17 protein-coding genes and 2 pseudogenes are annotated in these 14,561 nt (G+C 56.6%); 12 read left to right on the top strand and 7 right to left on the bottom strand.

Annotated features, from left to right (window positions below):
- The first annotated feature begins 83 nt into the window (after positions 1-83).
- From LDH74_RS24350 to LDH74_RS24330, 5 genes are all read left to right on the top strand, one after another.
- The gene (locus tag LDH74_RS24350; protein ID WP_226043246.1) at positions 84-1,094 is read left to right on the top strand and encodes an alcohol dehydrogenase catalytic domain-containing protein; all 1,011 of its coding nucleotides are present in this window, start codon (positions 84-86) and stop codon (positions 1,092-1,094) included.
- A gap of 140 nt (positions 1,095-1,234) precedes the next feature.
- Complete coding sequence (locus LDH74_RS24345) at positions 1,235-2,014, top strand: enoyl-CoA hydratase/isomerase family protein (protein ID WP_226043245.1); 780 nt, start codon at positions 1,235-1,237, stop codon at positions 2,012-2,014.
- Between the two features lie 60 nt (positions 2,015-2,074).
- Positions 2,075-3,055, top strand: a complete 981-nt coding sequence (locus LDH74_RS24340) for a thiamine pyrophosphate-dependent dehydrogenase E1 component subunit alpha (RefSeq protein ID WP_226043244.1) — start codon at positions 2,075-2,077, stop codon at positions 3,053-3,055.
- Between the two features lie 2 nt (positions 3,056-3,057).
- Positions 3,058-4,035, top strand: coding sequence for an alpha-ketoacid dehydrogenase subunit beta (locus LDH74_RS24335; RefSeq protein ID WP_226043243.1), 978 nt, complete (start codon positions 3,058-3,060; stop codon positions 4,033-4,035).
- On the top strand, positions 4,032-4,493 hold the full coding sequence (locus tag LDH74_RS24330) for a nuclear transport factor 2 family protein (RefSeq protein ID WP_226043242.1): 462 nt from the start codon (positions 4,032-4,034) through the stop codon (positions 4,491-4,493). Before LDH74_RS24335 ends, LDH74_RS24330 begins: the two co-directional genes overlap by 4 nt.
- A gap of 274 nt (positions 4,494-4,767) precedes the next feature.
- On the opposite strand, the gene LDH74_RS24325 is transcribed toward LDH74_RS24330, so the two are convergent.
- Positions 4,768-4,920, bottom strand: a complete 153-nt coding sequence (locus LDH74_RS24325; RefSeq protein WP_226043241.1) for a hypothetical protein — start codon at positions 4,918-4,920, stop codon at positions 4,768-4,770.
- Positions 4,921-5,492: 572 nt separating this feature from the next.
- On the opposite strand from LDH74_RS24325, the gene LDH74_RS24320 reads away from it, so the two are divergent.
- The 7 genes and pseudogenes from LDH74_RS24320 to LDH74_RS24290 all read left to right on the top strand — a co-directional run bounded on the left by LDH74_RS24320 (position 5,493) and on the right by LDH74_RS24290 (position 10,092).
- Entirely contained in the window at positions 5,493-6,251 is a 759-nt protein-coding gene (locus tag LDH74_RS24320; RefSeq protein ID WP_226043240.1) for an IclR family transcriptional regulator, read from the top strand.
- Positions 6,252-6,726: 475 nt separating this feature from the next.
- Positions 6,727-7,125, top strand: coding sequence for a hypothetical protein (locus tag LDH74_RS24315; protein WP_226043239.1), 399 nt, complete (start codon positions 6,727-6,729; stop codon positions 7,123-7,125).
- Complete coding sequence (locus LDH74_RS24310) at positions 7,122-7,931, top strand: alpha/beta hydrolase (RefSeq protein ID WP_226043238.1); 810 nt, start codon at positions 7,122-7,124, stop codon at positions 7,929-7,931. The genes LDH74_RS24315 and LDH74_RS24310 overlap by 4 nt, the downstream gene beginning before the upstream one ends.
- Before the next feature lie 90 nt (positions 7,932-8,021).
- On the top strand, positions 8,022-8,201 hold the full coding sequence (locus LDH74_RS24305) for a hypothetical protein (protein WP_226043237.1): 180 nt from the start codon (positions 8,022-8,024) through the stop codon (positions 8,199-8,201).
- Positions 8,202-8,224: 23 nt separating this feature from the next.
- Positions 8,225-8,458, top strand: coding sequence for a hypothetical protein (locus LDH74_RS24300; protein ID WP_226043236.1), 234 nt, complete (start codon positions 8,225-8,227; stop codon positions 8,456-8,458).
- Between the two features lie 137 nt (positions 8,459-8,595).
- Positions 8,596-9,351, top strand: a complete 756-nt coding sequence (locus tag LDH74_RS24295) for a glucose 1-dehydrogenase (protein WP_226043235.1) — start codon at positions 8,596-8,598, stop codon at positions 9,349-9,351.
- Positions 9,352-9,412: 61 nt separating this feature from the next.
- Positions 9,413-10,092: pseudogene (locus LDH74_RS24290) on the top strand (IS6 family transposase).
- 35 nt (positions 10,093-10,127) lie between these two features.
- Here the strand turns inward: LDH74_RS24290 and LDH74_RS24285 are convergent.
- From LDH74_RS24285 to LDH74_RS24260, 6 genes and pseudogenes are all read right to left on the bottom strand, one after another.
- The gene (locus LDH74_RS24285; RefSeq protein WP_226043234.1) at positions 10,128-11,366 is read right to left on the bottom strand and encodes a phage integrase SAM-like domain-containing protein; all 1,239 of its coding nucleotides are present in this window, start codon (positions 11,364-11,366) and stop codon (positions 10,128-10,130) included.
- Positions 11,367-11,393: 27 nt separating this feature from the next.
- Positions 11,394-11,903: a DNA-binding protein gene (locus tag LDH74_RS24280; protein ID WP_226043233.1), complete on the bottom strand. Its 510-nt coding sequence runs from the start codon at positions 11,901-11,903 to the stop codon at positions 11,394-11,396.
- Positions 11,896-12,591 carry a nucleotidyltransferase domain-containing protein gene (locus LDH74_RS24275; protein WP_226043232.1) on the bottom strand — a complete coding sequence of 232 codons (696 nt, stop codon included), beginning with the start codon at positions 12,589-12,591 and terminating at the stop codon, positions 11,896-11,898. Before LDH74_RS24275 ends, LDH74_RS24280 begins: the two co-directional genes overlap by 8 nt.
- A gap of 101 nt (positions 12,592-12,692) precedes the next feature.
- Positions 12,693-12,848, bottom strand: a pseudogene (locus LDH74_RS24270) (ArsR family transcriptional regulator); the annotation flags it as partial.
- 333 nt (positions 12,849-13,181) lie between these two features.
- The gene (locus LDH74_RS24265; protein WP_226043231.1) at positions 13,182-13,589 is read right to left on the bottom strand and encodes a hypothetical protein; all 408 of its coding nucleotides are present in this window, start codon (positions 13,587-13,589) and stop codon (positions 13,182-13,184) included.
- Positions 13,586-14,404, bottom strand: coding sequence for a ParA family protein (locus LDH74_RS24260; RefSeq protein ID WP_226043230.1), 819 nt, complete (start codon positions 14,402-14,404; stop codon positions 13,586-13,588). The genes LDH74_RS24265 and LDH74_RS24260 overlap by 4 nt, the downstream gene beginning before the upstream one ends.
- Positions 14,405-14,561 lie beyond the last annotated feature (157 nt).

Raw genomic sequence — 14,561 nt, 5'->3', positions numbered from 1 at the left:
TCTCATCCTAGCGCTCAGACGATGACGGCTACAGTCCGCGACTAGCAGGAAAGTATAATCGTGTCGGGTCGAAAAACAGGTGTATGCGTGCAGCAGCCTTTACGGCCCTTGGTGGCCCGTCGGGAGTCGAAGCAATCGACGTCGAAACGCCGACAGCGGACGCCGGCCAGGCAATCGTCGACGTCGAAGGTGCATCGGTGAATAGACACGACCTCCTCTACCTCGAAGGCGACTTCAGGTTGGAGGAGCAGCACCTCCCGTTCGTCTCGGGCGTCGATGTTGCAGGCACAGTTCGGGAGACCGGCGACGGCGTCGACGGCCTCCAGTCGGGCGACCCGGTAGTGTTGAACCCTATGTTGACCTGTGGGTCGTGTCGGTTCTGCCGGGACGGGCCGGAGAACCTGTGTCGAGAGTACAGCCTCTTCCATGGCGGCTTCGCCGAACAGGCGGTTGTGGACGCCAACCGACTCGTCCCCGTGTCCGACGACGTGGATCTGGTGGCAGCGGCCGCCCTGCCGGTCGCGTACATGACTGCTTGGCACATGTTCCGGCGTGCAGACGTCGACGCCGGCGACACTGTTCTCATCCCCGGTGCGACGGGTGGCGTCGGCGTCGCGGCCACGCAACTCGCGGATACGATGGGGGCCCGGTCGATCTGCACCTCCTCGTCAGGGGCGAAACTCGACCGACTGCCGGCGTTCGGTGCCGACCAACTGATCCAGGCGGCGGACGTGACGGAACTGGACGAGAAACTGAACGACATCGACCCCGTCGACGCCGTCATCAATCACCTGAGCGGGGAGTTCACGGACGCGTGCCTGTCCGCACTCGGACGGGGCGGCCGAATGGCCATCTGCGGTCGAACGGCTGGGCAATTCTCCGAGATCGACACGCAGGAGTTGTTCCTCGAACACAAGCGAGTGATCGGGAGCACGATGGGGACCCAGGCCGACCTCGAACGCGTCGTCAGCTTCTACGAGGATGGGGCCGTCGAACCGCCGGTTCACGAGACGTACGGACTCGATCTCGCCGGGCAGGCATTCGCCGACATGCGAGACCGAACGGTCGTCGGAAATCTGGTCATCACGCCCTGACCGCGTCCAAATCAGTGGTGTTGTCGACCAAGCGGCAGCGGCGGAACTCGGTCGCTATACGGCGACTGCCCAACGGAAATCGTACGATACACTCGGGGAGTGGACAACTATTATGAGAGAACACCTCGAAGGGGCAAGGGATGTCAGCAGAGTACCAGACAGTTGCAGTTGAGCGAGACGGATCTATCGGGACAGTTCGCGTGGCGCGGCCGGACGCGATGAACGCGGTCAACACGCAGGTGTTGATCGAACTCGCCGACGCGATTGACGCCCTGTCGGAGGAAGTTCGAACGGTGGTCCTCACCGGCGAGGGCGACGATGCCTTCATTGGTGGCGGCGATATCAAGGAGTTCCAGGATCGGTCGGGCATCTGGTTCCGCAGCGAGTTCCGTGAGGCGATGGGTGACCTCGAGGATGCAATCGAGGGCAGCCATGTCCCCGTCGTCGCGGCAGTCAATGGGGTCGCGCTCGGCGGCGGCACCGAGATCGCGCTCATGTGCGATCTCATCATCGCAGCCGAGAGCGCCAGGTTCGGCCTCCCGGAGATCGGGCTGGGGATCATTCCGGGAGCGGGCGGAACACAGCGTCTCGCCCACCTCGTGGGCTACCTGAAGGCCAAGGAACTGATACTGACCGGCAAACACATCTCGGCGAACGAAGCCGCCGACATCGGGCTCGCCAACGAAGTCGTCGCCGACGAGGAGTTCAAGGCGTGCATCGACGACCTTGCCGAGGACCTCGCGGACGGCCCACCGGTCGCCCAGTGGTTCGCCAAGAAATCTATTAACGAAACTAGGGCGCAACTGGAGTCGGGGCTGGAACTCGAGGCGGCGCTGGCCGGACTACTCTTCGAGACCGAGGACAAAGAGGAGGGACTGGCCGCCTTCGTCGAGAAGCGCGACCCATCCTTCGGAGAGTAGTATAGCAGCAGATTGACACCGGTGCATAGTTTTTTGTGGTCGCCTTCGTCATATCAGTTCATGCCAGACGAGGTAGCAAAGCATACGGAACAGTTGGCCGACCAACTCCGAGAGATGATACTGATACGGGAGTTCGAGACGCGGGTGAGTTCGCTGTTCGAGGACAACGAGCTCCCCGGTTTCGTCCACCTATGTCTCGGGCAGGAGGCAGTGGCAACCGGCGCCTGCTGGACGATCGGCGACAAGGACTACATCACGAGTACGCACCGCGGTCACGGCCACTCCATCGCCAAGGGGCTTGAACCGGATCGAATGATGGCCGAACTGTTCGGCAAGGAGACCGGGTACTGTGGCGGGAAAAGCGGGAGCATGCACATCGCCGACGTCAGCCAGGGGATGCTCGGCGCGAATGGGATCGTCGGTGCAGGCCCCTCGCTGGCGGCCGGAGCGGGGCTGTCTATCGAACAATCCGATGAGGACCGCGTCTGTCTGTCATTTTTCGGCGAAGGCTCGATGGCAGAAGGCGTCGTCCACGAGTCGATGAACCTCGCGGGCGTCCGGGACCTCCCCGTGGTGTTCATCTGCGAGAACAACCAGTACGGGGAGATGACGCCCGCGGCGGACCAGCACAACGTCGATGGGTTTGAGGCCCGCGGCGAGGTCTACGACATGCCCGCCGAGACGGTCGACGGCATGTCGGTCCACGACGTGTACGAGGCAACGGCCGAGGCTGTTGAGCGCGCCCGGAACGGCAGTGGCCCCTCCCTAATCATCTGTGATACGTACCGGTATCACGGCCACTACGAGGGCGATCCGACAACCTATCGCACCGATGAGGAAGTCGAACAGTGGCGAGAGCACGACCCGATCGATACCCTCGAAGCGTCCCTCGTCGAGGGCGGCCACCTCGACGAAAGCGAAGTTGAGGCGATCCGTTCGACGGCAAGCGATCGAATCGACGAGGCTGTCCAATTCGCCCGAGACAGCGACTATCCCGATGAGGAAACGGCCTTCGAAGGCGTCTACACGGAGGAGATCTAACGATGCCAGAGAAATCGATGCGACACGCAATCAACGACGCACTATCTGAGGAACTCGCCCGCGACGACTCGGCGTACCTCATCGGCGAAGACGTCGGGAAGCCAGGCGGCAGTTTCGCCGTCACCAGAGGTCTTCACGACGAGTTCGGCGGCGACCGGGTCATCGACACCCCGATCAGTGAGGCGGCGATCGTCGGGAGCAGCGCCGGCGCCGGGCTGACCGGGTCCCGTCCCATTGCGGAGATCATGTACGCTGACTTCATGGGGCTGGCAGTCGACCAGGTGATGAACCAGGCCGGCCTGTTCAAGTACATGTTCGGCGGTGACGTATCCGTCCCAATAACGATCCGGACCGTCAACGGTGGCCCCGGTTCGAACGCCGCCGCGCAGCATTCGAAGAGCCTCCACGGGCTATTCATGCACATGCCCGGCATCAGGGTCGTGCTCGCGAACACGCCGTACGACGCCAAGGGCCTGCTCAAAAGCGCCATCCGGAGCGATGACCCCGTTCTCTTCTTCGAGCACATGGAGCTGTACAACCGGGAGGGCGAGGTCCCCGAAAAGTCCTACACGCTGCCGCTCGGTGAAGCCGCGGTCGAACGCGAGGGCGCGGACGTGACAGTTGTCGCCACCCAGAAGATGCTTCACCACGCGCTCAACGTCGCGTCGTCGGTTGCCGGCAACATCAGCGTCGAGGTCATCAACCCGCGGACACTGAAACCCTTGGACATCGACACACTGATCGAGAGCGCTAGAAAAACCGGACGCGTCATCGTCGCCGACGAGTCCGTCATCCAGAACGGGCCGGCGTCCTACATCGCAAGACGCATCGAAGAAGAGGCGTTCTACCACCTCGAAGCGCCGGTCGAGGTCATTGGCGTCGACGACACGCCGATCCCATTCTCGCCGCCGCTGACCGAGGCCGTCGTCCCCGACGCATCGGACATTGAAACCGCGATCCGAGAAATGCCCCGAATATGAGCTTGGAAGACCGAATCACTCGACTGGAGTACCGAGAGGCGATCACCGAGCTGCGCGCGGAGTACTGTTACCGGATCGACTCCCGGGACTGGGACGGATATGCGTCTCTGTTTACTGAGGACGCACACCTCGATTTCGGCTCCATCGGCACCTTTGATGGGCGGGACGCGGTTCGGGACTTTGCCGAGAACATCGTCGGGGAAGAGCACCCGTTCCTGGCGCACATGGTCCACAACCCGATCATCGATATCGACGGGACGACGGCGACCGGGAACTGGTACTTTGAGGTCCCCTGTACGTTCACAGACGGATCAGCTGGGTGGATTCAGGGGGTCTACGACGACGAGTACGAACGCGTCGACGGCGAGTGGCTGTTCGCTGAGGTCGTCGCCGACTTCAACTACTTCGCGGAGTACGACGAAGGCTGGGCCGAAATCGTCGGTGACGAGCAGTCGTAGTTCATCATCACTTCGACGATGTTTGCCGAGCATATGAGTAACTCCGTGAACTCCTCGCGAAACCGCTTGTCATCAATGTGGTTGGTCAGGGCTTAAATCGCCAGCGACCCCCGGATCCGTTCCTCCCGGTCGGTGACGGGGCGGTGATCGAGTGCTTGCCCGTCAACCGCTCCTCGTCGTCGAGCGCGTAATTGTGTTCGCGGATCTACGCCAGTTCATCGGCCAGTTCCTCGCGGTCAGTGATTGTGTTCCCGGTCCGCTCGACCAATCCGCACTAGTCGATGATGCCGGACACCTTGTTCTCATCGAGGAGGGCTAAGATCGCCTTTCCCGGTGACACAGTGTACATGTACATCATGATCTCGCTATAAAGTTGATCCGGATAGCTTCCATCTCTTCCTCGGTGGTGATGATCACCGCTTTCCACTGTTCCTCGATCGTGAGGCTCGCGTGTTCGCCTGTTTTCTCCCCCGCTGTTTGAGTTCGTCGCTCGCGGCTTGGTAGATCTCCGTTTTACATCTATTGATATCGCCCATCCTGAGTAAGTTCGAACGTTGTAGTACGTCTACTATAGACAGTGACAACGACTGTACCGGTCACTCAACGGATAAACGCTAGCAGAGATGCTAAACTAAATAGTGCTACAAAGGCAGAGTTCTGTTTGGTATTACCGGATATTGAGGGCCTAACTTCAGCTATAATAACGTGTTACAGCTTGTCATAGGTGATTTTACAATCGTATGGTTGTAATATTGTGGGAGATACTGGCACCGATATATTGGTATTGCCGGACGCTCTATGAATGTGGAAATAATTACTTTTTCTATATATTGCGTTGGTGAAACCGTGTTGTCTAATCATGTTAGATACAATTGGCAATATTCCCCCAAATGGGAGGGCGAGTAATATTGTAAATGTTACTACTCTGGTTTAAAATTCGTCGTTCTACTGTCCGGCAATGCCGGAACCTTTTCGTAGTATTATACCACACATGGGAGTATGGCACGTGATATTCCCGTCAAATCCTTACAGATGTCATTTGAAGTTATCGAAGAAATAGTTGACAGGAACGGTGCAGGTATCTCTGAACTGACTGCATCGATGGATCGTCCAAAAAGTACGGTTTATGATCACATCCGTTCTCTCCATGAACTAGGATATCTCGTCGAACGGGATGGGGAGTATACGATCAGTTCGGATTTCCTGCGTATGGGTGATCTCACTCGCCAAAACAAAGAAATTTATCAGGCAGCTAACGACGAACTCACTCGTTTGGCTGATGAGACAGGTGAGCATGCGAGTCTCACAATTGAGGAACATGGAAAAGCAGTCATCATCGCGACGGAAGAAGGAAAAGAAGCGATTCCCGTTAACATCTATAGTGGAATTATGATGGGAATGCACACCGCAGCTCCGGGCAAAGCGATCCTCGCATTTCTTGATGAAAAGAGAGTGTCCGATATTATCGCTCAGCATGGCTTGATCAGGCGAACAGAAAACACAATTGTCAATCCCAGCGAGCTGAGTGAAGAGCTTACACAAATCCGGGAACGACAATACGCACTTGATGACGAGGAGCGGTTGGCGGGTATGCGCTCAATTGCTGTTCCTGTCATCGACCGAAACGATCGGATCCGGGGGTCACTGGCGATATACGGCCCGACAAACCGAATTAGCGATCATCTCTTCACCGAAGAGTTTCCGGAACTCCTCATGCGTTCCGGGAACATCGTTGAGGTGTTGATGAACTATGACTAGGTGACTACCTAATCAAATGTACTTTCGAGTGCTATGCGGCAGCGTTGAATGCTTAGCCACCGTTGACAGTACGGACCGTCATGGGAACAGAGACATCACCACCGAACATATCATTTAAAAGTCTTATATGATTCATCACCTAATCGATTGACAGTCCCATGAAATCAGCATACATGATCTCGGCGATCGGCCGCGTGCTGGTTAACAGACCCCGGTAGGTCTTGGACGCCGACAAAATTCATCGGCTCGTGGACAGGACCTTCAGTCATGGTACCGTCGCGGAAAAACGAGGTCATCGCCTGAATCGTTGGTCGTTTCCCTCTGGAGAGCGGAGAACCAAACTGTAGCGTCGAGTCAGTCACCGACAGCCGTTGTCCGGTCGCTAGACCTATTAATGTGCTATCCGGTGGAACACACTATGTGAAATGAATAACCTGAAAATGTGAGTAATCTATATATAGTCTAATGTTGGCCATTGACATGGATGGAGATACCATCAGAAGAATGGATCGAAGAGATCCAACAACGATGCAACGAGGATGAACATTTCAACCGCGTCTCGGAATGGTCAGACGTCAACGTCGTGCTGGAGGTTGGCGACGAGCGCTACTGGCTCAAACTGTATGGCGGTGAGATCATCGACACGATGCCGTACGAACCGATGTCGAATCCGCTTGGGTACGATATTATCCTTTCGGGGTCGAGAGACGCGTGGAAGGCGGTTAATGACGCAGAAATGCCGTTCTGGAACGCGTACAGCACGGGAGAAATAACGATTGACGGGAATATCATGGAAGCGAATCGGATGCACGAGGCGCTCGTGCGGATGGCCGAGCTAATGGGCGAGAACCTGATTACGGAGGGCGAACAATGACAGAACTTACTGGTCACTACGCGGACGTCGACGGAACGCGGATCTACTATGAGGAAGTCGGTGACGGGCCGCCGTTCTTCTGCATCCATACCGCCGGTGCTTGCTCGATCGAGTACTACGAATTTCTTCCACTCATCGCTGAGCAGGGGTACCGGGCCATCGCCGTTGATCTCCCCGGACACGGGAAGTCTTACCCGGTCGGGTGGGAACCGTTCCGAGAAATGCGTGACTATTCGGCGTTCACGTGGGAGATCATTCAAGAGGTCTGTGATGAGGATCCGATTGTCATGGGCTGTTCGATTGGCGGAGACATGGTCACCGATATGGCCTGTCACTACTCAGACGATATGCGCGCCGCTCTCGCGCTCGAAGGGGCGGCCCATACGCCGACGTTCCCCGACGTCAACGCATACGAACATCCCCACGCCTGTCCGAGCTGGCGAGACATCATGGAGCGAGCTGCGGAGCAGTCGATGTACCGTCCCGTCTCCGAAGAGAAAGTGCGTGAGACAAGGTGGATGCACCGGTACGCTCCCCAGGAGATCGCGACCGGTGATCTCGAGTCCTGGGTGAATCACGATGTCAGGGACAAACTGGAGGACATCTCATGTCCTTTCCTGCTATTCAAGGGGGAGGCCGACTACTACGTTCCCGACGAGATCATGGAGAGCACGATTGCGGAGGTTCCTGACGAGTACGGAGAATTCGTCGTCGGCGATGAAATGGGCCACTACCCGATGTTCGAGGATCCGGAGGGACTTGCGAACATCAGTCTCGAGTTCCTCGGAGAGAACGGTGTTGCCTGAAGACCGTCGGGATTCCATCTCCTCGGCCTCGACCGGACCGCAACGACATTGGACGACTGCTCGAACATCGGATTCAGAGAACTGTTGACGATGACGGCTGAGACGATTGCGGGCGAACACGACCTCCGAAGCGTCATCGACGACAGCGGTATCGACATCGACGTGGTCCAGTCGACCGACCCCGATGCTGACGACGCCGTCGTACAGTACGTCGACGAGTATGGGACGGGCCTGTACGACCTGGCCTTTCAAGTCTCGATGTCTTGCTGATCGACGAACCTACAGAGGGACTCATGCCATCACTGGTCAATCTCATCGAAGAGGCGCTGAAACGAATCAACAATGGCGGGGTGAGTATTATCCTCATCGAACAGAACGTTGACTTGGCGCTGTCGATCGGTGACCATGGATACGTCATTGACGAAGGGTATATCATGGTCTCTGCGCCTGCTGCGGAGCTTCGAGAGGATGATGAGATCAAGAAACGGTACCTCTCGTCTGAATCTCTTCAATTTGAACTTTGGTAAGCAACCGTCACAGCGTTTTCAGCCAGTCCGGAAATCGTCTTTGAACCTGCATACTAACTGTCCGGCCGGTCTTTGACGGACGCTGCTCCCCGTTCTCCGGGGGAACTACTTTTGCGCTTCCCACGGAAGATATACCTATGTCACTCGATGGAACGGCGTGTCTTGTCACTGGCGGAAGCTCCGGTCTTGGACGTGCTACTGCGCTTCAGGCGGCAGCAGCAGGTGCATCAGTAATCAATGCCGATATTCGCCGTGCGCCGCGTGACGGTACCATCCCAACTGATGAACGGGTTGAAGCCGACGGCGGCAGGGCTATCTACGTCGAAACGGATGTGACAGACCTTGAGTCTGTTCGGACAGCTGTCGACGCTGCTATCGAAGAGTTTGGAAGTCTCGATGCCGTTGTTAACAACGCTGGCCGTGCTGAATCTTACCCGATAACGGACACAAGCACACACAACTGGCAGGCGACAATTGAACTCAACCTCACAGGCGTCTATCACGGGTGTCTCGCCGCAGTCGAACGGATGCTCGACGATAGCGGCGGCGCGATTGTCAACATCGAGAGCGTCTTCGGTGTCGTCGGAGCACCGAACTCAGCATCCTACAGTGCGTCGAAGGGTGCCGTTCTCGCGCTGACGCGTCAGATAGCTCGCGATTACGCAGATTCGGGTATCCGCGTGAATGCCGTTTCGCCCGGATTCGTCGATACACCGATGTTGCGAAAGGATACTCACGAGGGGACTATCGAGTTCGCCGAGAGACAGACGCCGATGAGCCGTGTCGGTGATCCCCAAGAAATCGCCGATGCGGTGATCTACCTAATCGGAGATGGGGCCTCGTTTGTGACGGGCCAGAACCTTATCGTCGATGGCGGGTACTCTATGTCTTAATAGGTACGGCCTAGTTGAGCCAGTTTGAGAAGTGAGCAGGTCGTTGAGTGAATTGGTGAAAATGCTCGCAAACCTGCTCACCGAGAGCTATGAGGGGGATTTAGAAGGTTTTTGGAAGAACGAGCGGACGGCGACGTCCATCAGGGCGTTCACCGTCCGCCTCTATCAGACCGGTTGTTCGCTTCGGGAGACAACAACGATTCTCACTGAATTAGGCGTCGAACGCTCTCACGGAGCAGTTTGAACTGGGTGCATCGGTTGGCTGACAGCGGATGCGACCCGACGACGGCTCCGCCGTCGCGGGTCGCTGTCGACGAAACCGTTGTTAAGATCAACGGCGAGCGATTTTGACTATATACTGCAATATACATCGAGACAAAGTTGATTCGCGACGTTGCACTGTTTAGCCGACATGGCACTAATCCGGGGGCTGCGTTTCTGCAGAAATTCTGCGAGAAATACGATCTCCCCCGAGGCTGAGTTTATCATTGGTCAATTCGGCTATCGGACTGCCCTTTCCCGAGTCGGACTGAGCGGTCGGGTCAATTATACCGACAGAAACCTATCGAAAAGTGGTTTCATTCCCTCAAAATGCGGATCGGGCGATTCCATAATTTGTCGATGGGGAGTCGGGCGACCATCCAAGAGTGTCTTGAACAGTTCATGCATTACTACAACCGTCAAAGACCGCATCAAGCTCTCGACGAAACCATGCCAGTCGAGGAGGAGGTGCAAAACTAGATAGTACCATTGTCATAGGACAATTGGGATTTTATCTACCTATCGATCTCGTTGAGTGCCTCTGTCGCCACATCTCCCAGTTCTCCGGCCTCAATATGAGAGTATCGCTCACGAACCATCTCCTCGGAGTTATCAAGATACCGTGCCGCAACCGTGTATCCGAACGCGCGGACAAGAACTTCGCCCATCCCGCGTCGACCACCGTGAGGTGCGAGATAATCGTGCTTCGGATGGTCGATGTCGATATCACAGTCTTCCGAGAGTTGCTGAAGAATCGACCGTGCTCCATCCGTCGTGATCGATGGCGGTCGAACGTCCTCGTCGAGAGCCAGCAATAGGTCACGAGCATACTCACCACGTCGCCCGTCAATTGCATCTGGGCGTTCCCCTCGATCAGCCAACTCGTCCTGCACAAGCGTCGCGAGCGTCCGCTGGTCGAACGTCGGGAACACTGGCCAGCGCTCAGTTGGTGGCTCCATTAACTTTCGATAGCTCCGAAGCGGCGAGATTACCGGATCGGGGAGGCTCGCAGCGTCCCACTGCTGTTTCTTCCGATAGACGTCCATGCTCCCGTCCTCGAGCGAGATTTCCTCCCACCGGACCCCGCGCCGGCGCGGGTCGTTCGGGTCCCGAAGCAGTTCCCCGACACGGACAGCTGTGTAGGCGAGGACGAACACGAGGGCGCGTTCACGGGCAGCTTTCAGCGCCGTGTATCGCGCTCGCTGTCTGTCTAAGGGATCGGCATCCTCCGGGAGTGTCGTGTACATCTCGATGGCATCGCGGGCTCGCTCGTCGACGTGTCGAGTGAGGGCGTGGCGTTGTTCGGACGTCCAGGCCTGCTGGTCACCGGGCTTGCGGCCGTCGTCGTTGGGGAGTGGTGCCATCGCACTCGCCCGCTGAGCGTAGTGCGCCTCGAGGTACCCCTCGTTGACGCACCAGCCACACCACGCAGAGATATAGCGGTAATAGGTTTGTACAGTGTTCTGTTTGAGCCCTCGATCACCGGCGAGGTGTCGGGCGTACTCGCGGAAGACGCGTTCGTCGAGGTCCTCGAAGGTGGGCTCTCGGTCAACATCGTCGGGGATGATCCCGGTCCAGTCGTCGTCGCGGTCGCCGGCAGCCCACTCGAAGAACCGCTCGAGCTCGCGCGCTGCGTTGCGTCGGTAGTTCCCGCCGTCCCCACCGCGGCCTTTCCCCTTGTCTTGGAGGTAGCGCTCGAACGAGTCGATAAAGGGGGTCAATTGTGTTCGTCCTGTAGATGTATTCCGGTCCATATTGCTCTCTTTAAGTGTCTAATGGAGTCAGTCACACAGACAGACGCCGCTCTCCCGGATCTGACTCACCGCGAACTGATGGACAGCGATTGCGAGTTCGGTCATTGCGTCCGCTTGTTCTTCGGTTGGACGACCGCCACCGTAATAACTCTCAGTCCGGTTTTCGCTGTAGAGGTTCCTCATCTCCTCTGCAGTCTGCCTCTCGAATAGCCCGATCTGATGGGCACGTTCGTAGCTGAACTGATGATCCTGGAAATCTTGGAGTGTATCGGTCGTCATCGAGAGGGCATACGCCTCGATCGACCGTTCAATAGCCCCGAAACAGACCTCGATGACGGCAGTGTAGTACCCGTCTTGTGCTTGGAGTGTGTCAACAACTTCGAGAAGGCGACATGCTTTCGTCAGTTGTGTCTTCCAGTCTGCATCGGCGCTAATTCCGTCCTCGAATTCTGTCCGACCTCGTCCAACCATCTCGAAGGCGTCCTGCGCACGCTCAAGTGCTGCGAGCACAGATGACGGGTCTGAGCCGCTACTCATCGGCAGCTCCTTCCTCCAGAAGGAGGTTTTCGACAGTTTCGAAGTCACTCGTCTTGTAGACTGGAATTCCTGAGACGATGATTTCCCGAATGTCATCGGTGTAGGCCGGAATCGCTTGGACGGCCTCGACGTCGATATCGTACGCGTACCGGTCACCATCGAATTTCATCTCTTCGAGGTCACGTGCGATGGCGTTCGCTTCTCGTTGGCTTTCGGCCCTCCCAGAGCGAGCCAGCACCCAGAGATCGATATCGCTTCGTCGGTCAGCATCTCCCCGGGCAACACTCCCATACAGGATGATGCCGACGACATCACTAATGTTCTCACGGAGCTTCGTTATAGCAGTTTTGACTGGCTGGTGATACTCCGATTGGGGAATCCGAAGAATCGGATCGTCTGAGATAGAAAGGCGCTGTCTGTTGATCTGAATAAGTCGCTGGTTGCTTTTGGGAGATTCTGTGACCAGATCATTCGAACTGAGAACATTCACAGCTCGTCGAACGGACTGGTGTGAATGGCCGATCTGCGTCGCAAGTTCTCGCAGCGAAAAGTCACTGAATCGATGGTTTGTTAAAAATAAAAGGACATCACTCGTCGCCTTATGTTTGAATAATTCCGGATCTGAAGGGGGTACCGAAAGCGAAATAGATGCTCCGGGCGAATCCGTACTTTCCGTCTCGCGGTTCATATGACGTGACACGGACTACTACTATAAAAACATTATATGTGGATCTGATTCCACCTAAATACTCACGACGGGATCAACGTGCTTGCGGAGAAAGACATCCGGATACCGAGTTCGCCGACGGTCTCGGAAACAGTGACGGGACCGTACTGCAAAATGGGGGCATAAATCTGAGCGAGTATTGGCGTCTCGAGAAGGTCGACGACCGTCTGAAGCTGCTGAATGGGTGGCTGGCCCGCCCAGGGAGGTGAGTTCGCCATCTCGATTACGGATTGTCAATAATTCGTGATCAGGCTTCCGGCTAGGGAGGTGAATTCGAAAACCACTCGGTAACTGCAGAAAGACCCCCACTCTCAGCGTCTCTACCCCGGAGAAAGCGGCGTCATGAGGCGGTTGCAACATTCGTGCTTACCCGACGGCGTCGGGGTACTTCAAAGTGGTCGTGATTATTGGCATAATCACGACCACTTGCCGTATCGGTCTCATCGGGAGAATTCGAGGATCTGGAGTCTCTTAGCGCCGGAATTCCGCACTACAGGAAAATGTATATCGTATATCGCTATACAAAATCTCGGTCCTCGTTCTGCGGGTGCTCATTCGTCACCGAGTTCTGAGAGTCGAGCCTGAATTTCCTCGGCATCCGCCTCAGAGAGCGCCTCAACACCGAACTGGACGAGTAGCGGGTAGAAGTGGCGGTTCTTCTTGAACTCGTCTTGGCCCGCCTTGCGGAGCTTCAGCTGGGACTCGAGGTAGGTATCCTCCATCTCGTCGAGGACATCGTCGGGAATGTAGATCGTTCGCCCATTCCACTCGTCCTTGATGTTTGTCTTCGTTTTGCTCGTTTCGTTCGTTTCACTCATTGAAGTCGATTCGGTCGTTTCGGTCGATGAACTGGTTTCCACCGTTTCACTCACCTCACTCGTTTCGCCGGAATCGACCTCATCGTCCTCCTCTTCGTAGTTGCCCTCGATGCCGGAAGCATCGCCCCAGCCGTCGCTCATGCTTCCACCTCCTCAGGCGCGGTCTTCTCGAACGTCTCGTCGAACAGATCGGCGATTTCGTTGAACAGGTCGCGTGCATCCTCAACGCGCTGGTTTTCCTTGCCGAAGCCGAAGACGGATACCCCCTCGCCAATCGACTGGGAGAGGTCGGTCCGCTTCGGAATCTCGAACACTGGAAGGGAGTACGCCGACTTGATCTCCTCGATGGTGTCGCGGTGTTCGGCGTTCTGCTCGACACGGTTACAGACGATGACGAGCCGATTGATGTCTCCGTACGCCTGTTCGAGAGAGCTCAGCTGCTTTGCGAAAATCTGGAGGCTGTTGGCGTTGAGCTTCTCGGGAATGACGGGGATGACGACGTTACCGGTCGCGACGAGGGCGTTGTCGGTGAGGACGTTCAGGGATGGCGGCGTGTCGACGATGATGTAGTCGTAGTCCTTCTCGAGTTCGTCGAGAGTCATCTCCAACCGCTCGCGACTCTTCGGTGCCTCAAGCAGCGTCTGGATGTTCTTGTTGTTCGCGAGCTTCTCGCTCGCGGGGAGGATGTCAAATTCCTCGTGCTCGACGATAATGTCGTTCACCGACTCCATCTGATCGAAGTCGAGGACGTCGAACAGCGTTGTACGGTCGGTATCGTAGTACAGATCGTTGTAGCCAAGCGAGCAGGTGAGCCCCCCGTGGTAGTCGATATCGACCAGGAGGACGTCGTGGCCTCGGGCAGCGAGTGCGCCGCCAGTATGAATGACGTCGGTTGTCTTCCCCGCGCCTCCCTTCTGATTCGCCACGGTGATTCGTGCGGTGTTGGTGTCGGTCATTTCTTTCGTTTACCTCGTTGTGTTCGTTCTGTTCGTTTTGGTCGTTCTGTTCGTTTGGTTCGGTGAGGGTGTTTCACTCGGTGAGAGGAATACTACGATGTTAAAACCAATTGTTCGTTTCGCTCGTTGAGGCAAACACTATCGTTGCCATCAATGC

Source organism: Natrinema sp. DC36 (genome assembly GCF_020405225.1).
Taxonomy (GTDB): Archaea; Halobacteriota; Halobacteria; order Halobacteriales; family Natrialbaceae; genus Natrinema.
This window is presented reverse-complemented; position numbering and strand designations above follow the sequence as displayed.

Coding starts and splice junctions, on each gene's coding strand:
- LDH74_RS24350 (WP_226043246.1), top strand. CDS start 84: ATGCGTGCAGCAGCCTTTACGGCCCTTGGTGGCCCGTCGGGAGTCGAA.
- LDH74_RS24345 (WP_226043245.1), top strand. CDS start 1,235: ATGTCAGCAGAGTACCAGACAGTTGCAGTTGAGCGAGACGGATCTATC.
- LDH74_RS24340 (WP_226043244.1), top strand. CDS start 2,075: ATGCCAGACGAGGTAGCAAAGCATACGGAACAGTTGGCCGACCAACTC.
- LDH74_RS24335 (WP_226043243.1), top strand. CDS start 3,058: ATGCCAGAGAAATCGATGCGACACGCAATCAACGACGCACTATCTGAG.
- LDH74_RS24330 (WP_226043242.1), top strand. CDS start 4,032: ATGAGCTTGGAAGACCGAATCACTCGACTGGAGTACCGAGAGGCGATC.
- LDH74_RS24320 (WP_226043240.1), top strand. CDS start 5,493: ATGGCACGTGATATTCCCGTCAAATCCTTACAGATGTCATTTGAAGTT.
- LDH74_RS24310 (WP_226043238.1), top strand. CDS start 7,122: ATGACAGAACTTACTGGTCACTACGCGGACGTCGACGGAACGCGGATC.
- LDH74_RS24305 (WP_226043237.1), top strand. CDS start 8,022: ATGACGGCTGAGACGATTGCGGGCGAACACGACCTCCGAAGCGTCATC.
- LDH74_RS24300 (WP_226043236.1), top strand. CDS start 8,225: ATGCCATCACTGGTCAATCTCATCGAAGAGGCGCTGAAACGAATCAAC.
- LDH74_RS24295 (WP_226043235.1), top strand. CDS start 8,596: ATGTCACTCGATGGAACGGCGTGTCTTGTCACTGGCGGAAGCTCCGGT.
- LDH74_RS24285 (WP_226043234.1), bottom strand. CDS start 11,366: ATGGACCGGAATACATCTACAGGACGAACACAATTGACCCCCTTTATC.
- LDH74_RS24280 (WP_226043233.1), bottom strand. CDS start 11,903: ATGAGTAGCGGCTCAGACCCGTCATCTGTGCTCGCAGCACTTGAGCGT.
- LDH74_RS24275 (WP_226043232.1), bottom strand. CDS start 12,591: ATGAACCGCGAGACGGAAAGTACGGATTCGCCCGGAGCATCTATTTCG.
- LDH74_RS24265 (WP_226043231.1), bottom strand. CDS start 13,589: ATGAGCGACGGCTGGGGCGATGCTTCCGGCATCGAGGGCAACTACGAA.
- LDH74_RS24260 (WP_226043230.1), bottom strand. CDS start 14,404: ATGACCGACACCAACACCGCACGAATCACCGTGGCGAATCAGAAGGGA.